The following is a 21,153-nucleotide window of genomic DNA, read 5'->3' as shown; positions in this document are numbered from 1 at the left end:
AGCGGTGTGTTCAATATTAATAAATAGCTGCTTATGTAATTTGTATTAGTAAGTTTTTTAGATATTGTTGATTTGATCTAGATTGTGGGAACGCCTATGAGGAGGAGGTGCTGCATTTCTTATATTTTTGGGGAACATTTTAAAAAAAAACACACTTTTATTGATAGATCACCCCTGATTTCTATAAAAAATGTTTATTTTCAAAGAAAAATCTGGCTTTCTTTTTAAAAATAGCGGTTTTTTTACAACTTCTTAAATATATTTGCTCACCGGAAATTCCTTATGCTCCTTTAAATGGGTAAATGGGACATTTCCGGAAATATATGGGTCATTTCCCAAAATATATGGGACAACTTTCGAAATATATCGGACAAGTTGAAATATATATGGGACAAGCTTCAAAATAAATGCTCATGTTTTCCTCGATATGCTCATCAATACCCTTTTATGTACGCTAAGCTAAAATCAACAAATTAACCCAAATGTTTGTAATCTAAAATATCTAAGTTAAGCTTTATTTCTTTCAAACAAATACTGGAATCCGTATAAGAGAAAAGCTTTGTAAAACATAAATAGAAAAAATTGAAATTCATTTAAACGGACTAATTTAACTACTTTTAATTTTTCTGTTACTTTAGCTAATACAAAAGCAAAGAAAGCGTTTAGTGAGGCATTAATCAAAATAAACTTTTTAAAATCACCGAAGGATTTCTTTAATATCCACATTGTACCTACTAAAAACGGACCTATATTCATAGGAAATTCACCTGAAAAATAAGATTTTGGATTATTATAATTTACCCACCATTTTCTCTTTTTCCCAATTTGAGCATTAAATGCTTCCAATATAAAAATAAAGATTGAAGCAGGAAGAAATTTTTTTATATTTCGCTTTCCAAAAAAAGCTAAGGATAACCAAGAAAATAATATCATCGTAATATTTATTAACAATAGTTTTTTCAAAGACATAATAAAATTTCTCCTTTTTTTGTTAGAATTTCCTTTTATCACTATTCAATTTTTGTTTAAATAGATAAAGCCTATCCAAAATGATTGTCGGATAGGCTTTACTTAATTCACATGGTTGAAGGCTTTAATATTAATATGGTGATCTCACCCCTGCCCATCTAATGATCCCGATTCACAAGATAATTCAATAGATGTTTCAGAAAAGTAGTATTGCGAGGCACATGCTCGAGCGCCTCCATTGCCAGACAATAATGCTCCCACATTTCCTTTCTGGCACCTTCAGAGCCTAAAATGGATACAAAAGTCGCGTTATTGTTTTCCGCATCTTTGCCGACAGGTTTACCTAGTAGCGTTAAATCCCCCTCCACATCCAGCAAGTCATCCTTAATTTGGAACGCGATGCCGGCATGGCGGGCAAATTTTTTTAAAGCTTCCTTTTCTGTCTCCTCCGCATTGGCAAGAATAGCCGGCATTAGCAGCGAAGCCTCGAATGCCAGTCCTGTTTTATAAAAACACATTAAATTCAATTGTTCGAGCGCCAATGGTTTCCCTTTAGAATCCAAGTCCATCGCTTGACCCTTGCACATTTCCTCTGTAATATAGGTCGAATATTGAATCAAATTAAGCACCGTTTTTGAATCGAATCCATCAAGTGATGATTGTTCCCCGATCGCCTTCTGGGTTAGATAAAGTCCGGTTAATTCTGCAATGGCTATATTATAGACCTGATGGACGGTTGGACGTCCGCGGCGGGTGGGAGCATTATCCTGGGAAGGCAAATCATCAAAGATCAGTGATGCAGTATGCATATACTCTAATGATCTTAAAAGCGGAGCGATAACCGATTTATTTAATCCAAATTCGTTGACCCCCACAACCCACGCTATGATTGGTCTTAGGCGCTTCCCATCGCCTTCAAGACTGTAATTGGCAGCATCAATAATTGGCTCTTTCAATAAAGAGACGTTATCAGTATTGGGGATTTTTAAAATATCGTTGATCTGATCCCTTACCGATTCGATCGTATCGATAAATTCCTCCTGCTCTTTCCGTTCATTTTTTAAAATCGTAATGATATGATCCCGGAGCAGTTTATCAAAGAAATCGACATCATCTGCTTTTCGCACCATTTTTTGAATAACAAGGTTGAACTGGGGCGTGCCGGAAGTAAAAAAATCCATCACCTCATTATATTTATCGATCCCCATTCTTTCTTTAAACCGTTTAAGACTGTTAATTGCCCGATCCAAAATCACTTCACATGTTTTTGAATCTGAATGATATACGTTATGGATCAAATTGGAAATGACCGTCCAGTATAATTCAAAGGGATTGATTAGATCTGGACGCTCGTCATGATACTTCAAAAAATAGGTATAGGGTGTAACCGCACCGGCGTCCATGTCATCAAACATATCTGTAAAATCATCGGCCAGCTGATTGTAAATCCCATAGAAGAAGGTTCGATTGTCAAAGCCCTCATTAACAGGAGCACCAATTACAGAACGGGCAATTAATCGTGAGTATGAAGATTTCAAAATGATCGGTATGTAAAGTTCCTCATTACTATAGTGTGAATTGGATAAAACCTTATTACGGTCCACTTCCTGGGACTGAAAAAACACATAGGTTTGTTCGAAAAAACTCTTTCTTGTCTCTGGTCTTTGCTTCGTTTTAATATACTCAAACGCTTCCCGAAGTTCAGAATGAATAAACCGGATTAAATCCTCGTTCTTCCCGGTCCATGCTCCCAGTTCTGGAACCGATCCTGTGATAAGTGTAGTGCGGATCAAATCGGAATATTGTTGTTTTTCTTGAGCGGATAAAACTTTGGCGTCAAGAAGATCATCAATGAAGGGATAGGTCAGACCATAGGAATAGCCTAATCTAATCGCGGCATCAAGTTTTTGAGAACGCTCCTCAGGTGAAATCTCACTGTCCATTTCTTCTACGACGTGCATGTAAACACCGGCAATGATTTTGATCAGTTTGCGTTGGGCATGCTCAGCATCCATTCCGATTGGTATATTGGCTGAGACGATTTTAAGTTTATCGATCACCCAAATCATCGTGGATTCGATACCTTCCTCCTGAGCCTTCCGGAATAACCAAGCCATGCTGAACGACTCAGTTCCGGTTGATTCAGTCAAATGCTTTTTCAAATTATCCACTACACTTCGAACTCTTTGCTTTGTTTCTGGTGAGTCCAGGGCCTTACCAAGGTCCCGCATGAATATATACGAAATGCTTCGATCAAGGTAATGATCTAACTTGCCCGTGTAGTCGAGCCACTGAATATAATGATGATACCCCTGGGACTCCGGTTTTCTCTTTCTGCCTGAAAAAATAGAAAATAAGGAATGATGATGAATATGGTTATGTTTCCAGGATTGAATATCTTTTGTTAAGGTAGCGGCATAGGTCTTTTGTGAGACCTGCTCCTTCAATAATTTAAAATAATGGGCAGCCTTCTCTTCAGCCAGCCGATAGCATGCATCGGCATTAGTCAATAATTCCTTATTCATGCTATACATTCCTCTACTTAATGATATCTTGGCTATTTCTACTCAATAAAGATAAATTCATAAATATGTATATTTACGGACACTAAAAAATAGAAGGAACCGAGATCCTTCCAAATTTTTTTATTATTTTTATTGTAAAGCTTTTTCGACTCGCTAAACAATGTTCATTTTATATGAAAATAAAAATTTTTTGTCAATCGTTCTAAAAATGAACCCCCAAAACGTTTTTAACCGCCCATTTATGAAAATCTTGTAAAAAATCAGGAGAACCGTCCCTATGAATCCCTATGAATCATCCCTGAAAAAAGTGCCATCAACATTTTTTGTTGATGGCATTTTTCAAGTCTTGGTAATTTTAAACCAGCGTCCGAAAGCGATTTGAATTATTGACACTACTATTAATAAATCTTTTTACGGTAAACCACCCTAGAAAGGGCTATCCCTAACTCATAAAGTAAAATCAGTGGGACCATGACAATAATTGTAGAAATGAAATCTGGAGGTGTTACAATCGTAGAAATAATTGTCAAAATCAAATAGGAAATCTTCCGTGTTTTAGCAAGGTGAGTGGGATTTAATATTCCTATTTTTGTAAGGAGCATAATAAGAATTGGCATCTCAAATAAGAATCCGATTGGCAAAGTCAAATTGAGAAGAAATTTAAAGTATTTTTCTGCTGTATACATCGTATTCAGTTGGTCTGATGCTAAACTAGTTAGGAATGATAGGACTCCCGGAAAAAGGATAAAATAGCCGAAAGAAATTCCCAACACGAAGAATAGCAATATTACTGGCATATACAAAATCATTGCTTGCTTTTCATTTTTTTGGAGAGCAGGTGAAACAAATCTCCATACATGATAAATCGCAATAGGTATGGTTAAAACAAGGGCAAACGACCCTGCTAATATAAAATATATCCATAGAATATCACTTGGCCCCAAAATTGTAATCGGCTGCTCAGATGAATAACCGATCCACTCGTATATACGGTCAACGAAAGTAAATGCTGAAAAAAGCAGGATCACAAATGAGGCTAACACGATAATCAGCCTTCTCCTAAATTCTTCGGCATGTTCAAGAATATGCATTTCCGTTTGCTCCATAATAACCACCCTTCCTAAAAATAAGAAGATGCAAACAAAAATGTCTACATCTTCTCTCTTTAACAACTATGGAACAGTAGAACCGTCCCCTTAATTCAAAAAGGAACACAAGAACCGTCCCTATGATTCCTTGTCGGTATCGCCGGATACGAGTTCTCTTGTGGAGTTTTTGAATTCGGTTAGGGTTCTTCCGAATGCTCGGCCGATTTCAGGTAATTTGGAGGGACCGAAGATAACCAGCGCAATGACAAGGATTAAGATTAATCCCGGAACGCCTATGTTTTGCAGCATATTATTTCCCCCTTTTCCTATTTATAAGCAACGAAAGCTTCAATTTCGACTAACCAATCGGAGTTGACGAGACTATCGACACCGACTGTGGAACGAGCTGTTTTCACAGGATTTTCTTCTTTGTTGAAAAATTTGCTATATGCATTGAAAAATCCTTGATAGTCTTGTTTATTTCCCTTATTTGGATCCGGTGTGATATAAACACGCAAGTATACAACGTCCTTCAAGGACAGCCCTTTTGCTTCTAATTGTGACTTCAGACTATTAAAAATTCCGATTGCTTGAGCTTCTGTATCGCCATACTTTTCATAAATTGTTTTTCCGTCTCGGTTTATTATTGGAGGAACCGTACCGCTAATCCAAAGCTGATTGTATTGACTTGGGATTGAAACGGAGCTAGAAATGGATGAAGTTGGGGTCCCAAAAAATGCAACATTATCAGTCTTTAAATCTTCTTTTTCTGATCCCGCGTAAACAAATGCTCCAGCCATCAGGCTTGTCCCAAAAACTATGGAGGCAATTAGCGATTTTGATTTCGATTTCATTTACCTTTCAACTCCTTTTATTGTAATTAGCTTACTTTTGCAGCTGTACCACTCTCTTTAAGGGTTCTCTCATGAATTTGGCTGACAGCAACTCTAGCAGATTCAAAGGCCCCAGCCATCCAAGCGGTTAAATAACTTAAATGTTCCCCAGCAAGATAAATCCGTCCTTGTGGCTGATTTAAGATAGGATAATAGTTCTGACGATCTGATGCAGAATACGACACCCAACCGCCCTCATTGTATTTGATTTTATGCCAGGCGACAGAGAAGGAGTTTTCAAATTCGCTCAAATACTGTTTATGTATTTTCGCTCCTTGTGCTAATGCATGTTTCTGACGATCAGCAATCGATAAATTACCGATATCAACCGATGCTTGGCCAAAATTATAATAGCCAATCACTACTCCCTTTTGTGATAAATACCCATAGGATGGATACCAAATTTGGTTTATATCCATATTAGTAGTTGTCATTCCACCTAGAATTCTGTCCTCTGTCTCCCAGAAACGGCTTTTAAATTGAATCCCAATTTTCCCAGTTGTGGCATAATTAATATTTTTCATTGCATTTATCATTTCTGGAGAGAAATCAGCTGGTATTTTTTTCAGAACAGAAAGAGGAATCGTGCAGATACAATAATCACCCGTCATTTCCTTGACTTGTCCTTTAAAATTGTAGACAATTCGGACCCCTTCAGCCGTTTGCCTAATTTCCTGTACCTCGGCACTAAAGGTAATTTTGCCCGGCAACTTTGCTTCAAGCGCTTTTGGAATACTATCCATACCGCCAACAGGCTGGAACATCATCATTTGCTGATCGAAGGAATATTCTGAACTAAAGTTGTTCATCATCCCTGATTCTAATATTTGGCTGAATGTATACGGTTGACCAATTGTACCCGGTTTTAGACCTGCACCAGGAAGCTCCGTATAACCCCGATAGCTTGTACCGGTATATTTTTTATTTGAGTTAAGTGATCCGTCACGCGTTAAAAATGCTGTCAATCTCTCAATATCTTGAGCTGTCATATTTTCATCTAATGCGGATTGGTTTGCTGCTTTTGTGAGTAGTTCTGCCACATATCCACGCGTATCTGCCTTAATTTCACGTTTTCTGATCTTTGTATTAGAAAGTGGTCCTACATTTTCGTGAAAGTAGTATCCAGCTTCATTAATGTTCGTAAAAGCTTCTAACTCGACCCCAAGCTCACGACAATAATCGATGGTAACATGGTGTTGAGGGATTCGAGCAGGGCCTGCATTCATATACTGTCCGTTATCAAATTTGGCTGTTTGTTTAACCCCATTGATTTCAGTTTCTTCAGTTCCTCCTCTGACCGTCCAGTTTCTACCTCCGGTTCGCTCCCTTGCTTCAAGTATGTGACAATCGTAGCCTGCTTTACTTAATTCATAGGCACTTGCCATTCCGGCAATCCCTGCACCTAGAATAATTACTTTCTTACCTACCTTGTTGGCCAAAGCCAATTCACTCTTTTTTGGTGCGTTAAACGAAGATGCACTAGCAAACATCGAATTTCCTAATAAACCTAAGGAGTCCATTGCACCATAAACGGCGACAGCACCACCAACTTTTCCTACTTGATTTAAAAAGTCTCTTCTTGTCATTACTTTGTCTAATTTTCCCGCCAAAAAAATCGACTCCTTTCAAGTTTTTACTACAACTGTATTGTAAACTAGCGATTTAGAAAAAATAGTTAACTTGTCAGATAGACTGACAAAGAATTTGGATTTTTCTCACCAATAGGAAATTAGGCTCATTAACTTTGATAAATTTTTAAGAACGAAAAAAGAGCATTGATGACGATTCAATGCTCTTTTTACTGCGATTCAATTTATTAATATGAGTACTATTTGTACTAAATTTAACCAATCTTTCTCTTTTCATCATTTAATTCCACATCTGCTGGGACTGCCTTGTTGATTCCTAAAGCGTAAAAACTAACGGCAACAATTCCTAGGAAAACAATTCCTGCGATTAGAGACACACGGGTATCATCGTTAAACCACATCCCGACTAGTACCATCACTAAAAAAGCAATTGTTAAGTAGTTTGTGAACGGAGCAAAAGGCATTTTGAATGGATGTTTGTCCATTTCAGCCCCTTTTGCTTTTCTAAAATTAATTTGACTAATTAAAATAACAAACCACGGAACCATACCAGGAAGTACACTTGCACTGTATACATATACGAAAATATTTTCTGGCGCAATATAACTTAATACAACACCAACCGCCAAACCTATTAGTACGCCGATCGTACCTAATAGAGGAACTCCATTATTAGAAAGTTTCGTAAAGACTCTTGGAGCTTGCCCATTGATTCCCAATGTATAAAGCATACGTCCTGCACTATAAATTCCACTATTACAGCCCGACATTGCAGCAGTAATCACTACGAAATTTATAAGGCCGGCTGCGACTGTAATTCCAATTTTTGCAAATGTAGCCACAAATGGACTACCAATTGCACTTAATTGATTCCAAGGGTAGACTGTTACAATTACAAAAATTGCACCAATATAGAAAATCAAAATACGCCAAATAATACTGTTTATCGCATTTGTTAACGTCTTTTGAGGATCCTTTGCTTCACCAGCCGTAATCCCAATTAATTCGACACCCTGGTACGCACCAATAACTAGTGATAGAGCAAAAAAGAAACCTGTCCAGCCTCCAGTAAAGAAGCCTCCGTGTTCCCATAGATTTGATAAGCCGATTGCCACTCCATCGTTACCAAAACCGAAGAAAATAAGACCAAACCCTGCTACAATCATCAATACAATGGTCACGATTTTAATCATCGCAAACCAAAACTCAAATTCACCAAACGATTTAACGGAGATTAAGTTTGCTGCACCAAGAATCACCATTGCGATGATACCGGGTATCCAAGCAGGTAAATCTGGAAACCAAAACTTCATGTATGTCCCCACTGCAATAATTTCTGCCATTCCGACAGTTACCCACTGAAACCAGTTACTCCAAGCAGTCAAATAACCAGCTAAAGGATGAATATACTTATGACCAAAGGTAGCAAATGAACCTGTACTTGGCTCTAAATACAACATTTCACCCATGGCACGCATTATGAAAAAAATAAAAATTCCAGTAATTGCATAAGCGAGCATTACAGATGGACCTGTCCATTTAATTGTACTGGCAGATCCCATAAATAAACCGACACCGATTGTACCGCCCAAAGCAATCATCTGGATATGGCGCGATTCCAATCCTCTCTTTAATTCTTTGTTTGCCATGCTGTTTCCCTCTTCCATTCATAGTTGAAAATTTCAGGCATGCTGGTCATATACTAATAACCATTTATAAATAGATTAATCTTTCAATGTTTATATATTACGCCTGAATTAATTATTTTATTATAATATGTTTTTCTAAAAACACAATTGTATTCAGTAAATAAACACTATTGTATTTGTTTCCAGGAAAAAACCACTAATAATTTTATTATTTTGAAATATATTTTTTTTGAAAAATCATTATTTAATCATTCTCCTTTTTTCTGTGCCTATCTATATTCAATTGTTACGCCATTCGTCCGAGGGGACCATTTTCATTAATAATATCCTGGATATCAAACACAGAAAGTTGGAAAAAATAGGTGAACACAGTAAACACATTTATATTTTGGGGATAAAAGATTAGTTTTGTTTATAATCTTGGAGATATATTAGCTAACATTTTCATCCTGAGTTTTGTAAGAATGTCCTAGAGGGTGGCTATAAAGGACAAAAGATCTTCCTGAACTCATGAAAATGTCCTTGAGCGGGGCTCTTTGGGACAAAACTGTCATCTGAACTTGTGAAATTGTCCTTGAGCGGGGTTCTCTAGGACAAAACTTTCCCTTGATCTCGCTAAATTGTCCTTAAGCAAGGCTCTCTGGGACAAAACTTCCCTTTGAACTCGCTAAAATGTCCCTGAGCGGGGTTCTCTAGGACAAAACTTTCCCTTGAGCTCGCTAAAATGTCCCTGAACAAGCCTCTCTGGGACAAAACTCTCGCCTGAACTCGAGAAAATGTCCCTGAACAAGCCTCTCTGGGACAAAACTCTCGCCTGAACTCGAGAAAATGTCCCTGAACAAGCCTCTCTGGGACAAAACTCTCGCCTGAACTCGAGAAAATGTCCCTGAACAAGCCTCTCTGGGACAAAACTCTCGCCTGAACTCGAGAAAATGTCCCTGAACAAGCCTCTCTGGGACAAAACTCTCGCCTGAACTCGAGAAAATGTCCCTGAACAAGCCTCTCTGGGACAAAACTCTCGCCTGAACTCGAGAAAATGTCCCTGAACAAGCCTCTCTGGGACAAAACTCTCGCCTGAACTCGAGAAAATGTCCCTGAACAAGCCTCTCTGGGACAAAACTCTCGCCTGAACTCGAGAAAATGTCCCTGAACAAGCCTCTCTGGGACAAAACTCTCGCCTGAACTCGAGAAAATGTCCCTGAACAAGCCTCTCTGGGACAAAACTCTCGCCTGAACTCGAGAAAATGTCCCTGAACAAGCCTCTCTGGGACAAAACTCTCGCCTGAACTCGAGAAAATGTCCCTGAACAAGCCTCTCTGGGACAAAACTCTCGCCTGAACTCGAGAAAATGTCCCTGAACAAGCCTCTCTGGGACAAAACTCTCGCCTGAACTCGAGAAAATGTCCCTGAACAAGCCTCTCTGGGACAAAACTCTCGCCTGAACTCGCTAAAATGTCCCTGAACAAGCCTCTCTGGGACAAAACTCTCGCCTGAACTCGAGAAAATGTCCTTGAGCGGGGTTCTCTAGGACAAAAACTCTTCCTAGACTGGTGAAAATGTCCTTGAACATCCCTCTCTAGGACAAAACTGCTGCCTGAACTCGAGAAAATGTCCTTGAGCGAGGTTCTCAAGGAACTCGCTAAAATGTCCTTGAGCAAGACTCTCTGGGACAAAACTGCCGCCTAACCCCTTAAAAGCGCCTTAACAATCTACCTCAAAATAGCTAAAAAAAGTTTACCGCAAAAAATCCAGCCGTCCCGATAAGTAAGCCATACACAATAGCAGGTATTAAGGTCTTACGAATGATTTCCCCTTCTTTCCCCTCTAATCCAACCACGGCACTGGCTGCAACCACATTGTGGACACAGATCATATTCCCTGCTGCGCCGCCAACAAGCTGAAGGGCTAAAACAATTTGGGGATCCAAGCCTATTTGATTGGCAACGTTATATTGGATGGGTGCAAAGGTCAATGTTGAAACGGTTGCGCTTCCAGTGATAAACGCACCGAGTTCACCTAAAAATGGTGCAACAAAAATCCAAATTGCCCCTAAGTTATTTGCAAATGATTGTGCAATATATTGAGGCATGCTGATAAGATCGGCTGCGTTAAGTCCGGAGTTACTGAAGACTTGTACCATTGCAAGGGTTGCAATTAAAGCAATCGATGTTGTTTTCATTGAAGAAATGGACTCTTTCGCTGCCCTAGTAAAAGTGTTCGAAGATTTGCGCTGAATAAGAAAAGCGAGAATGGCCGAAACGGTTAAGATTGAACCTGGAGAATATAAGAATTCCCAATTGGAGTTAATTGCTTCTATGCCCAGAATGCTTTTCCAAGATAAATTAATCGCTGTTTTTGTAAACTCATTTAACCATGGAACAATCCGTGTTAGAAGGAGCAAGCTAACGACAATTAGGTAAGGTGCCCAAGCAGTGATCAGGCCCATATTCGTTTTTTGTGTATCAATCTTGAAGTCATCTTGCATTGCTTCTTTCCATTCTGTTTTTGGTAATAGCCACCCCTTTTTTGCGGTGACTGCAGCAATCAGTAATACTGTAAGTGAGGTTAAAATTGAGACAAATTCATGTCCAAATAAGGAAGAATAAAGGTACGCCAAAGCTGTGTACGTAATACCGATAAACAATGTCCATGGGAGCATTGCGAGGGAAGGCTTTATCCCAGATCCCTTTCCAAAAAAGCTTGTTAAAATGAATATTAAAATAAATGGAATGAACGTTCCGGCAAATAAATCGAGACTGGTTATTTGTACGGCGATTTCATGAAAAAATGGAACACTGGCTTCAGGAATATTACTTAACCCTACTGCAACAGGTGTTCCTACTGCTCCAAAGGAAACGGCTGTACTATCTGCGATTAAGGCGATTGTAGCTGCTGCGACAGGTGTAAAGCCCAATGCAATCATAAGTGGGCCCGTAACCATAGCCGGAGTTCCGAAGCCTGCTGCCCCTTCAATAAGGGACCCAAATAAGAAGGCAACAATAATCGCTTGGACTCGCATATCCCCAGAAATATATTGAAATCCTTGATTAATCCTTGTTATCGCACCTGTGTTGCGCAAGGTGTTTAATAAAACTAACGCTCCAAATAGGATCCATAAAATGGTAAGGGTCTTATGAGCCCCTTGGAATATCGAGGCGAGAATAACCTTCCCCACCATCCCCCACGATGAAAACGCTAATAAAATAACGATAATGGAACTAATAGCCATTCCTTTTGCCGCTGGCATTTTTAAAACTACAAGCATAATAAACGGTACGATAATAGCACTTAATGCCACAAGCAATAACATCCAATCCCTCTTCTCGATGTAGTTTTTCCTGTACGGACGACGATATATCATTTTCCTTTAATCTTATTATTGTTAATACCCTATAAAATATAAAATTTTTATTTAAACTTTTCCTATCAATGAAAATGTATACTTATCCTCCTGAAACAACCTATACCCTTAAAAGACGAGCACATATACTAAAATAGGAAAGTTTCATTCCCTTTTTAGGAGGTAGATAAATGTTTTTAAAAAAGTTTGTCGATGCGTTACCGATTCCATCTGTCTTAAAACCTCATGGTAGGAAAAAAGGACTCCCGTTTTATAAGGTAGATATGAAACAAGTTAAGCAAAAATTACATCGAGATTTGCCGCCCACAAAAGTTTGGGGTTACAACGGCATGTATCCTGGACCAACTTTTGAGGTAAGGAGAAATAAACCCATTTATGTGAAATGGGAAAATAAATTGCCCTATGAACATCTTTTGCCGGTCGATCGCACCATACATGGGGCAGAACCTAAACACCCCTCTGTTAGAACGGTCGTACACTTACATGAAGGTCTCGTTCGTCCAGAAAATGACGGCTACCCTGAAGCGTGGTTTACGAAGGACTTTAAAAATGTAGGACCAAAATTTGTTCATAAAACGTACTATTATCCAAACTGTCAAAGGGCAGCTACGCTTTGGTATCACGATCACACACTTGGAATTACCAGATTAAATGTATATGCTGGACTTGCAGGCTTTTATATACTCAGAGATGATGAAGAGCAAAAATTGAACCTTCCGAGTGGACAATTTGAAATTCCGTTAGTTATTCAAGATCGCTCGTTCTACCCGAATGGGGAGCTTTTCTACCCTATGCAACCTGGTCATGAGCCACCTCCAGCACCACAGATCGATCCCCCAGATCCAGATTTCCCTTTTCCATCGATTGTCCCTGAGTTTTTTGGTAACACCATTTTAGTAAATGGAAAAGTTTGGCCTTATCTCGAAGTTGAACCACGAAAATATCGGTTCAGGCTCCTTAATGGGTCAAATGCTCGTTTTTACCGAATGCAGCTAAGTTCCGGCCAAAAGTTTGTCCAAATTGGCACGGACGGTGGACTATTGGAAAAACCAATCAAAGTATCCCAAATCCTTCTGGCTCCGGCTGAACGTGCCGATGTCATTATTGATTTTTCAAAGTATAAAGGTCAAAAAATTATCTTAACAAATGATGCAAATGCTCCCTTTCCTGCCGGCGATGAACCAACCGATGATCTCAAACAAATTATGCAATTTCGAGTTAAGAGAAAATTAAGCAAACCGGACAAGAGCGAAATTCCGAAAAAGTTGAGTTGCTTCGAAAGACTTGTCGAACCACAACATCCGATTATCCGTAGAGTTACATTAGATGAAGGAACAGATGAATTCGGTCGTTTAAAACTATTATTAAATGAAATGAATTGGGATCAGTTGCCAATTACGGAAAGACCTTTTAATGGGGATATTGAGATTTGGGAGTTGTACAATAATACAGAGGACACTCATCCTATCCACCTGCATCTTGTCACCTTTCAAATATTAGATCGCTTTGACTTTACTGTTAATTCAAACGGGCAATATATATTTGGGTCGCCACAGCCACCCGATCTAACTGAAATGGGCTGGAAAGATACTGTTCGAGCGAATCCTGGACAGGTTACACGGATCATTGCTCGATTTGGTCCATTTAGAGGAATTTATCCATGGCACTGTCATATTCTTGAGCACGAGGACCATGAGATGATGAGGCCATACGAGGTTCTTGATAATCCAAACTTTGACCCACGTGAACCCATACCTGGAGAATGTCCTGACACTTCATTCTCTCAATGTTTTGACTGCGACAAACAAAAACGAGACGATTAAGGCGAATTTTAAAAATATCACCCCCATTTAATGAATATGACCACTATACTCTATTATTTTTCCTATAAAAAAAGAGAAGAGATCTTAATTTCTCTTCTTTTTCTGTTGCCCTCCACTTTAATTGTTCACAGCCATTCGTCCCAAGGGACCCTTTTCATTAATAATATCCTGGATATCAAACACAGAGATTGGAAACATGGGAAAACCTACATAATATGGAGTGATTTCATATAGTTGGAAGTAGATAACAAGAGCTTTGTCAGCAATGTAAAAGTCCTGGTCCGGCCGAATAGCTGTGAAGGTACCAAGCAGTTGAATATCGCGCTGTTTAATCTGAGTGTTAATTAGAGTTGAGAGCCTTTTAATATAATCACTTTCCGGTTTAAACAAATCTTTAAGTTCACATTGCTCGCCTTTTTGTGGGTCAAAGGTTAAAGATTTAATATAGGTCATTCCATGAGCAGCATGAAAGTGGTAAGTATAATTAGAGAGCGATAAGCTTAGGATCTGCCGTTGGTTGTTCTTGATTTCATATAATCCAAGCATTTCTTCCACTGTGGTTGGCATATTTCCAACTTGTTGGTGGATAAGCTGCTGGGTTTGGTAAGTAATCGTACGGTTAATCGCTGCTTCTAATCCTTGATTTTGCATGTCATATACTTGGGGATAAAAGACCGTTCTTTTCGGCTCGTTGCCTATTTTCACTGTTTTAATACTTAACGGGAACGAATGAGGCATATTATCCATCCTCTTGTTTTTAGCTAATTTATTCTTGGAAGGATGAATATGTGCTGGAAGGTGATTCCTTGTAAAAATCAATCCTGCTTATCTTTTATCTGTTCCCGGATCCTTTCCAGCTCCTTCAAGGTTAACCCTTCCAGAGAATTTTTTATTTCTTCAACAATCTTTTCTTTGTTGTTTTCTCGATATTGGTTCCACCATTCTTGCAGCCCTTCCGTATTTTCAAGAAGGGAGCCGATATCTATTTCCTCGATTTCATCGTCTGACAGATAAGTCAGAACTGCCGCTAACATTCGACTTAGGTTTGCGGTTTCATCATGGTTTTTATCTGCTTCAGGGAACAGTTCGTCTGTTGCCTCATCTATTCCCTCGTTAATTGGTGTAGCCTTTCGTGGCATCGTTCTCCTCCTTAGATTTTTACTTTTTCCCTAGTATTTCCCGAAAAAATAATACTGATAATAATTTGAGTCTTCTTCAACTAAAAAAAGAAAAACCTTTATCGATGATTCATTAGTGTCCATCGGTAAGGCTTTTCTTTCGAATTCGCATTACTTCTACTATCTGATTGTTTAACGATTTTTCAAGCGATACATGTTATTATCGGCAATTTTAATTAGGTTTTCAATATCACAACTATCATCAGGATAAATAGCCGTTCCAGCCGAAACAGAAATGTTTTTTTCTGTTTGTTGAGAAAGTTTCTCTAATTCTTTTTCAATATGTTCAATCATTAACTTTGTTCCCGAATGATCTGTATTAGGGGAAATGATAATAAATTCATCTCCTCCCCACCTTGCGATTATTTTAGAATTCTTCGGGGTATTTTGTAGTATGGTCGATATGCTTTTAAGAACGAAATCTCCAGTTCTATGACCATATACATCATTTATTAGTTTAAAGTTATTACAATCCAATATCGTTATGCTTAGCTTTTCGTTTTTTTTATCTGCTAATGATAATAGTTTAGGGAGTGTCTCCTCAATAAATCGTCTGTTATAAAGTCCAGTTAAATAGTCCTTTTCAGAATAATACTTTGCTTTATCGTATTGCTTACCGAGCCACCAAACTGTACAAGTAGTTACAATTAAGACGGATGAATCTATGATTGTCCTATTAAGACTGTGGAGGGTTAGATAATTATAAATTACATAAGGGATCCCAACCATCATACTTATTAATGCTGTTATTATTCTGCCTGTATATTTCAATTTCCCTTCACTCTTCCCGAAAAAAGTAACAATCTATATTTTTAGTATAATTAAAAATAGTAATAATAATAGTTAAAATAATTAATATCATGAATAAATTACGAAATATCCAAAAATATCCTTCTTTTTATTTGAAATTGGAAAAGCGATCCTCCTAAGTGAAGAATCGCTCCTAAAAATTTGGCAGATCATTATGTATTAGATTTTAGTTAAACTCTGATTATTTTCATGTACAATGGTTCTTTCCACGAGCCGTTGATAAAAATAGATGATAATAGCTGTTACAACAGACAATACGTAAAAATGTTTAGGTCTCATTTTCTTAAATTCAAAAACCCCAACTTTAGTAAAGAATTTCACTACATGAAAAACAAAAAAGTAATCAAAAGCCATATTTGTAAAAAGATATTTAAAAAAGTTGTTGAAAGTTAGCTTAAAAATCCAAATTGTTGTTATAAAAAAAAGGCCCAAAAGGTAAGAAAAATCTAAACGAAAGTTTGGAAATAATGCATTTTTAACCTTCCACCACTTTTTTTCATCGGCAATTTCACTTAAAAAACTAAAGATATAGCCTACAAAAGTAGCCACGGGGAGAAAACGAACAAAGGAATTCTTCCCTAATAACGGAGAAGTTAACCACGGGACAACTAATATACAAAATGATAAAGCCTTTCTCTTATCAATCATATGAACCCCCGAGATAATATTTTAATTTTTATTATCCTGAATCCCCTTACTTTTATTCTGAAAGTTCTCTTGAAGAAAGACTTGTACCGCCAAACTGCAAATTTTTATCCATACTTTTTCACTGAATATAATCATGTATTTGGCGGACATAGGAGACCTTATTTTTGGTTTTTTCCCCCTTTTTCTATTCTAAGCGGACATGGATGACCTTATTTATATAAAAAACACTGTATTATGCCAATTTAGTACCAAATAGCGAACCTGATGTCCGGTTAGCCTGTTAAAGTAACACTTTTTATCAAAATAACGGAACGCATGTCCGCATACATATTATATTGCCACGCCACGGTAATTGTTTTTTTGTCCAACCGCTCCTCCCTTCTTTTCATAAATAAAGACCGTCAAAAGACGATCTACAGTTTGTTTCAAGTGACATTATTTCGAGTGACTGTGTCCCTACTTATTTAGACTTTTTTTGAGCTCTTAAAGCTATTTTTTCTAGTCCATTTTCTCCAGCAAATTCTACATCTCTTTTTGGTAAAACATTTTTATTTTTAAATTGGTCATTCTTGTTTTTCAAATTTATCACCATCCTTGTGTTTATATTTTGCATTCTTTTATTACTGTCTATGCGGTTTTATTTTCTCCTTAATTTAAGTAGTCCGGATGGTCCTGGGATCTTAAGCCTTTAATTTCTTCAAAAATATTGCCCTTTTCTTGAGGAGGGTTTTGTGTTGGATTTTGTTCCACACTCTGCACTAATGGAAAATACATATTAATTAACTTCTTGAACTCCCCGACTGTTAATGGTTTTGCATCGTCATTTAATTCATATCCAAGAAGTCCATTCGGTTCAATGGTAGCAAATTTAACATCCTCAATCTTCGATATCCCTTGATTACGCATTCTCATTTCCAATTGATCAGCTGTTAAACGTAACTTTTTTAAGTTTTTCCTATGCAAGGTACCATTTTCAATTACAATTTTAGATTTACCCGTTATGAATTTTTCAACAAGATTAAATTTAAGTTCTAAATACTCTACAATTATGATGGACGTCACAAATATAGCTGCCCCTACAATTGCCTTCATTACACTTTTTTCTACAATCGGCTGGACGATAATGGTACCAATCGATATCATCACAATGGTTTGAGCGAGAGTCATCTGGGATATAGATTTTCTTCCCGCCGTTCTTAAAAGTAGAATCCCAGCAAAAATCAACAAAAATGACTTCCAAATAAAAGACAAATCCATCTATGCAGCCTCCTTAGAAAAAAATAATTAAATTATTATTCCACTTTTCCTACACCCAATGCAAAATGATCCCAAAGAATATTCTCGATTGTTTCCACCTGAGATTCCTCGCATTTAATCATCATGATGACTTCGGAATGTTTTCCTTTTAATAATCTTTTTTTCTTTTTAATAACCAACTCGATAAATAGTCTGATGGCAAACCCAACTAAAAAGCCGATCACAGCACTTAACAATCCCCAGTAAATAGGCCCCCAGGAAAGTTTAAAGCCAATACTTGCACCGATGACTGAAAAGGCAGTAGCTAGTGCCATTCCTATATCAATAAGAGATGTACCGTCTGAACGGTGAAGCGTATCAAATATCTTAAGCTCCTCTGAACGATTATCGAGTGGAACAGCAAATATACTTTCTCTTTTTACTCCCTTTTTCTCTAATTCAGAAATGGCCATTTCTAAATAGCTAGTTGTTTCAAACGTAGAAAATATATGCACAGTATCACTTCACCTTTTATCCGTTGGGAATATAAAGTTTTTTGACTGATAGTTTTCTCTTAAATAGTTTCTTAGTTCTTTTTCAAAAAGTTTATTATTTTCGATTGTGTTGACATACGCATCATAGGTGGCAAATCCATAATGTGAGGGGATAAGTAAAAGCCATTCAGGTTTTAATACTGATATCGACTGCTTCACTTTACCTAAAAACAAGAGTGATACCGCCTCTTGAGCATGAGAAAAGTAAAAGAAAATGACCAACCAAACAATGACAAAAACGGCTGTCAAAATCCTATGAATATAGAGTTGACCTAAACCTGGAATAAAAAGTGACCATATTATTGCAAAAACAGGATTTCGTTTATCTAAGTAGTTTATTTCTATCGCCCCTAAGGCAAAAGAATTAAAACGGTGATCCTCTTGTTCTGCTAACAAATAGACTTTATTCATATCCACAGTTGTCCGATAACTGTCCCATATCCCAAAGAGGTAAACAGGTATATACATGAGAAGCCACCTAGTGTCTAATACTTCTTTAGCAAGATCTATATTTCCTTGAAAGGAATAAATCATCGCGAGGTTAATTTTTGCCTTTATGTTAACAACAACCTCCCAAATAAATAATGCATATCCTCTAAGGTATTTAGATAGGAGCATATGCCCAAATCCGGGGAATGCCGCTGACCACCATGCGATAATATAAGGGCTGCGAAGATGAAGTTGAGTTGTTCCCCAAATACTAACATGAGCCTTATATCTCCTCGCAGTGTTATCGTTTGTGTGATTATCCATTATGTCACCTTATGAAAGTTTTACTATATTCATTTCCATAAAGTTACCTTGAAATAACAACATTACTTAAAATATCCTGATACAATCACCCCGCTTATGTGAAAAAAAAACCGCCCCTGCATTTGCAGAGACGTATCTATTAGAGTAATAAAACCAAATCAAGATTTTTTAATCTTCATTGTTCCTCAATTTTATGCCATCTTAAATCTTCGGTTCTAAATACATTTGTATCTTTAGAATAGCCGTAATAATAAAGTTTTTTTCCGTCTTTATCAAATGCTGTAGGATTAAGAAAGTCTATTTGTTCACTAAATGGATACAAGAAAGAGATACGCTCTCCTTTGTTTATTTCTTTTCTTTCTATTTCAGGTTCTTCACCGGCCTCTATATATGCTACTTTTTTATCGTTTGACACTATACTCAAAAAAGTAAATTCGCCATTTTCAGATGCATAGCTCATACCACCGACTGTTTGAAGTTTATCTGAGCTATATGGAATATAGGTAGTTGCACTACTTCGAAATAGCACCCCTGACTTTTCGGACAAAACAGTTTGGAATTGCTTATCCTTATCACTTTTAAATAAAAATATAAATAATGAACCTGTATTATATTTCTCTACCAACTCAGCATCTTTCGAAAGGAAGGAATTATTTTTAGCTGCACATAATGACGTAAACCTATATCCACTCAAATAAAAGATTAATATGGTCAAAATTATTATAGGTATTACAAACACCCATTTTTTCATGATTTAATCTCCGTTCCATTTATCGTTTTTCTTTTAAAAAAGTCTATCTTTCTTAAAGAAAACTTTGACAAATACTTTGATAGAAAAAAAGCGAAGTTTCTCTACACAACAGGTAAAAAAAATTACGAAAAATTGCCCTGTTTTCCTTATCATATTTGATCCATATGTACAGTTAAGTGATAATCCAATCATTCATATTCTTTAATTATATTTCCATCTTTATCATAGAACCTATAATTTCGATAGGTGTATTCTCGCTTATCGTTTTTTGGTAGATCTACCCAAGTAACAGTTGACTTATCAGGGGTGAACTCTTGCTCAAATCTTTGTCCGTTGATACTTACCTGCATTTTCGCAATTTTATTTTCGTTATTAGTTACAAACAAATACTTTCTTTCGTCTGGAATAAAAAAGCTAAAAGTTTCGTCATCCCTAACCTCAAAACTTTCCCATTCATAGTTGCCATCCTTATTTTTATCAAATTGTATATAGCCTGGACTATTGTTAGATAAAAACGCTGCAATTCTTAAATTATCAAAATCTATTATTTTAAGAACTTCAATTGATTTATTTTCATAACCTTCAATAGAATTAATCACTTTCACAATCGACGCTTCATCATTTCCATATAACTGCTTCGTACCGTTAATATAAAAATTAATGACTGATACAACCAGTAATATTCCAAATGAGACAAGTATTAAATTTCTTTTTTTCAATTTCCTTCTCCCCTCCCCCAAAATCCATTTTTTTGAATGGTATTTTTAACCAGAAGAAATTATCTTTAACAATATCGTCATGATAAGCGATTGAGCGCAAGTAATCACCGCATCATTTTTCCAATAAGTTTTTCCAAACGTTATTACAGGCGTGATACTCTATATTTAAATATTAAGAATTGACATAACTGTTTTTAACTATTTTACCATTTTTTAGATATAATCCCCTCTGGATACAGGAAAATAGTGTGAATAATTATTAAACTAAGTGGCTTAAATCAACAAGGATTGTCCATGCAGCTTAAGATGTTCTTTTCTATTTATCTATATCAAAAAGAGCATTTCTTCTTATTGAAGAAATGCTCCCGTTAACAAAATACTAAGAAGATGCTACCTAACTCCAACCTTGTGAAGCTTAAAAAAATCAACCATAAGTAAAGACTATAGAACAGGTTATTTACACGGACATAGAGGACCTTATTTTGATAAAATACCCTTTTTTCTAGACCTAAGAGGACACAGGATCCCTTATTTACATAAAAACCACTGAATAATGCCAATTTTTTATCAAATAACGGATCTGTTGTCCGCTTAGCTTATCAAAACA

The 21,153-nt window shown here is 36.9% G+C and carries 18 protein-coding genes; 1 reads left to right on the top strand and 17 read right to left on the bottom strand.

Annotated elements, in window-relative coordinates; all coding sequences use genetic code 11:
- Positions 1-507 precede the first annotated feature (507 nt).
- The 8 genes from ACI48O_RS16340 to ACI48O_RS16305 form a co-directional block, all read right to left on the bottom strand.
- A complete protein-coding gene (locus ACI48O_RS16340; protein ID WP_435562903.1) occupies positions 508-969 on the bottom strand; it encodes a hypothetical protein in 462 nt (153 codons plus the stop codon).
- A gap of 158 nt (positions 970-1,127) precedes the next feature.
- A complete protein-coding gene (locus tag ACI48O_RS16335) occupies positions 1,128-3,503 on the bottom strand; it encodes a polyprenyl synthetase family protein (RefSeq protein WP_435562902.1) in 2,376 nt (791 codons plus the stop codon).
- Between the two features lie 389 nt (positions 3,504-3,892).
- Complete coding sequence (tatC, locus tag ACI48O_RS16330; RefSeq protein ID WP_435562901.1) at positions 3,893-4,600, bottom strand: twin-arginine translocase subunit TatC; 708 nt, start codon at positions 4,598-4,600, stop codon at positions 3,893-3,895.
- 120 nt (positions 4,601-4,720) lie between these two features.
- On the bottom strand, positions 4,721-4,891 hold the full coding sequence (locus tag ACI48O_RS16325; RefSeq protein ID WP_435562900.1) for a twin-arginine translocase TatA/TatE family subunit: 171 nt from the start codon (positions 4,889-4,891) through the stop codon (positions 4,721-4,723).
- 17 nt (positions 4,892-4,908) lie between these two features.
- Positions 4,909-5,436, bottom strand: a complete 528-nt coding sequence (locus ACI48O_RS16320) for a Rid family hydrolase (protein WP_435562899.1) — start codon at positions 5,434-5,436, stop codon at positions 4,909-4,911.
- Positions 5,437-5,462: 26 nt separating this feature from the next.
- Positions 5,463-7,085 (bottom strand): flavin monoamine oxidase family protein, encoded by a 1,623-nt coding sequence (locus ACI48O_RS16315; RefSeq protein ID WP_435562898.1) that lies wholly within the window; start codon positions 7,083-7,085, stop codon positions 5,463-5,465.
- Positions 7,086-7,318: 233 nt separating this feature from the next.
- Positions 7,319-8,713 (bottom strand): amino acid permease, encoded by a 1,395-nt coding sequence (locus ACI48O_RS16310; RefSeq protein WP_435562897.1) that lies wholly within the window; start codon positions 8,711-8,713, stop codon positions 7,319-7,321.
- A 1,723-nt stretch (positions 8,714-10,436) separates the two neighbouring features.
- A complete protein-coding gene (locus ACI48O_RS16305; protein ID WP_435562896.1) occupies positions 10,437-12,023 on the bottom strand; it encodes an L-lactate permease in 1,587 nt (528 codons plus the stop codon).
- Positions 12,024-12,244: 221 nt separating this feature from the next.
- Between ACI48O_RS16305 and ACI48O_RS16300 the strand changes: the two genes are divergently transcribed.
- Positions 12,245-13,897, top strand: coding sequence for a multicopper oxidase family protein (locus ACI48O_RS16300; RefSeq protein ID WP_435562895.1), 1,653 nt, complete (start codon positions 12,245-12,247; stop codon positions 13,895-13,897).
- A gap of 117 nt (positions 13,898-14,014) precedes the next feature.
- Here ACI48O_RS16300 and ACI48O_RS16295 read toward each other — a convergent pair whose 3' ends face one another.
- The 9 genes from ACI48O_RS16295 to ACI48O_RS16255 form a co-directional block, all read right to left on the bottom strand.
- Entirely contained in the window at positions 14,015-14,635 is a 621-nt protein-coding gene (locus ACI48O_RS16295; protein ID WP_435562894.1) for a DUF3298 and DUF4163 domain-containing protein, read from the bottom strand.
- Between the two features lie 77 nt (positions 14,636-14,712).
- Positions 14,713-15,036, bottom strand: coding sequence for a hypothetical protein (locus tag ACI48O_RS16290; protein ID WP_435562893.1), 324 nt, complete (start codon positions 15,034-15,036; stop codon positions 14,713-14,715).
- Between the two features lie 171 nt (positions 15,037-15,207).
- Positions 15,208-15,807, bottom strand: coding sequence for a GGDEF domain-containing protein (locus tag ACI48O_RS16285; protein ID WP_435562892.1), 600 nt, complete (start codon positions 15,805-15,807; stop codon positions 15,208-15,210).
- A gap of 237 nt (positions 15,808-16,044) precedes the next feature.
- Positions 16,045-16,533 carry a hypothetical protein gene (locus ACI48O_RS16280; RefSeq protein ID WP_435562891.1) on the bottom strand — a complete coding sequence of 163 codons (489 nt, stop codon included), beginning with the start codon at positions 16,531-16,533 and terminating at the stop codon, positions 16,045-16,047.
- 648 nt (positions 16,534-17,181) lie between these two features.
- Entirely contained in the window at positions 17,182-17,784 is a 603-nt protein-coding gene (locus tag ACI48O_RS16275) for a DUF421 domain-containing protein (protein WP_435562950.1), read from the bottom strand.
- A 41-nt stretch (positions 17,785-17,825) separates the two neighbouring features.
- On the bottom strand, positions 17,826-18,284 hold the full coding sequence (locus ACI48O_RS16270; RefSeq protein ID WP_435562890.1) for a hypothetical protein: 459 nt from the start codon (positions 18,282-18,284) through the stop codon (positions 17,826-17,828).
- A gap of 9 nt (positions 18,285-18,293) precedes the next feature.
- On the bottom strand, positions 18,294-19,076 hold the full coding sequence (locus tag ACI48O_RS16265) for a hypothetical protein (protein WP_435562889.1): 783 nt from the start codon (positions 19,074-19,076) through the stop codon (positions 18,294-18,296).
- A 175-nt stretch (positions 19,077-19,251) separates the two neighbouring features.
- Positions 19,252-19,827 (bottom strand): hypothetical protein, encoded by a 576-nt coding sequence (locus ACI48O_RS16260; RefSeq protein WP_435562888.1) that lies wholly within the window; start codon positions 19,825-19,827, stop codon positions 19,252-19,254.
- 188 nt (positions 19,828-20,015) lie between these two features.
- Positions 20,016-20,546, bottom strand: coding sequence for a hypothetical protein (locus ACI48O_RS16255; protein WP_435562887.1), 531 nt, complete (start codon positions 20,544-20,546; stop codon positions 20,016-20,018).
- Between the last annotated feature and the right edge of the window lie 607 nt (positions 20,547-21,153).

Source organism: Neobacillus terrisolis (genome assembly GCF_051233475.1).
Classification (GTDB): Bacteria; Bacillota; Bacilli; order Bacillales; family Cytobacillaceae; genus Bacillus_BU.
Note: the sequence above shows the minus strand (reverse complement) of the source record. Positions and strands in the feature narration are given on the sequence as shown.

Excerpts from the sequence above, each read along its gene's own strand:
- ACI48O_RS16265 (WP_435562889.1), bottom strand. The coding sequence starts at position 19,076 with ATGGATAATCACACAAACGATAACACTGCGAGGAGATATAAGGCTCAT.
- ACI48O_RS16290 (WP_435562893.1), bottom strand. The coding sequence starts at position 15,036 with ATGCCACGAAAGGCTACACCAATTAACGAGGGAATAGATGAGGCAACA.
- ACI48O_RS16260 (WP_435562888.1), bottom strand. The coding sequence starts at position 19,827 with ATGAAAAAATGGGTGTTTGTAATACCTATAATAATTTTGACCATATTA.
- ACI48O_RS16295 (WP_435562894.1), bottom strand. The coding sequence starts at position 14,635 with ATGCCTCATTCGTTCCCGTTAAGTATTAAAACAGTGAAAATAGGCAAC.
- ACI48O_RS16320 (WP_435562899.1), bottom strand. The coding sequence starts at position 5,436 with ATGAAATCGAAATCAAAATCGCTAATTGCCTCCATAGTTTTTGGGACA.
- tatC (WP_435562901.1), bottom strand. The coding sequence starts at position 4,600 with ATGGAGCAAACGGAAATGCATATTCTTGAACATGCCGAAGAATTTAGG.
- ACI48O_RS16335 (WP_435562902.1), bottom strand. The coding sequence starts at position 3,503 with ATGTATAGCATGAATAAGGAATTATTGACTAATGCCGATGCATGCTAT.
- ACI48O_RS16325 (WP_435562900.1), bottom strand. The coding sequence starts at position 4,891 with ATGCTGCAAAACATAGGCGTTCCGGGATTAATCTTAATCCTTGTCATT.
- ACI48O_RS16305 (WP_435562896.1), bottom strand. The coding sequence starts at position 12,023 with ATGTTATTGCTTGTGGCATTAAGTGCTATTATCGTACCGTTTATTATG.
- ACI48O_RS16340 (WP_435562903.1), bottom strand. The coding sequence starts at position 969 with ATGTCTTTGAAAAAACTATTGTTAATAAATATTACGATGATATTATTT.
- ACI48O_RS16280 (WP_435562891.1), bottom strand. The coding sequence starts at position 16,533 with ATGATTGATAAGAGAAAGGCTTTATCATTTTGTATATTAGTTGTCCCG.
- ACI48O_RS16285 (WP_435562892.1), bottom strand. The coding sequence starts at position 15,807 with ATGATGGTTGGGATCCCTTATGTAATTTATAATTATCTAACCCTCCAC.
- ACI48O_RS16310 (WP_435562897.1), bottom strand. The coding sequence starts at position 8,713 with ATGGCAAACAAAGAATTAAAGAGAGGATTGGAATCGCGCCATATCCAG.
- ACI48O_RS16300 (WP_435562895.1), top strand. The coding sequence starts at position 12,245 with ATGTTTTTAAAAAAGTTTGTCGATGCGTTACCGATTCCATCTGTCTTA.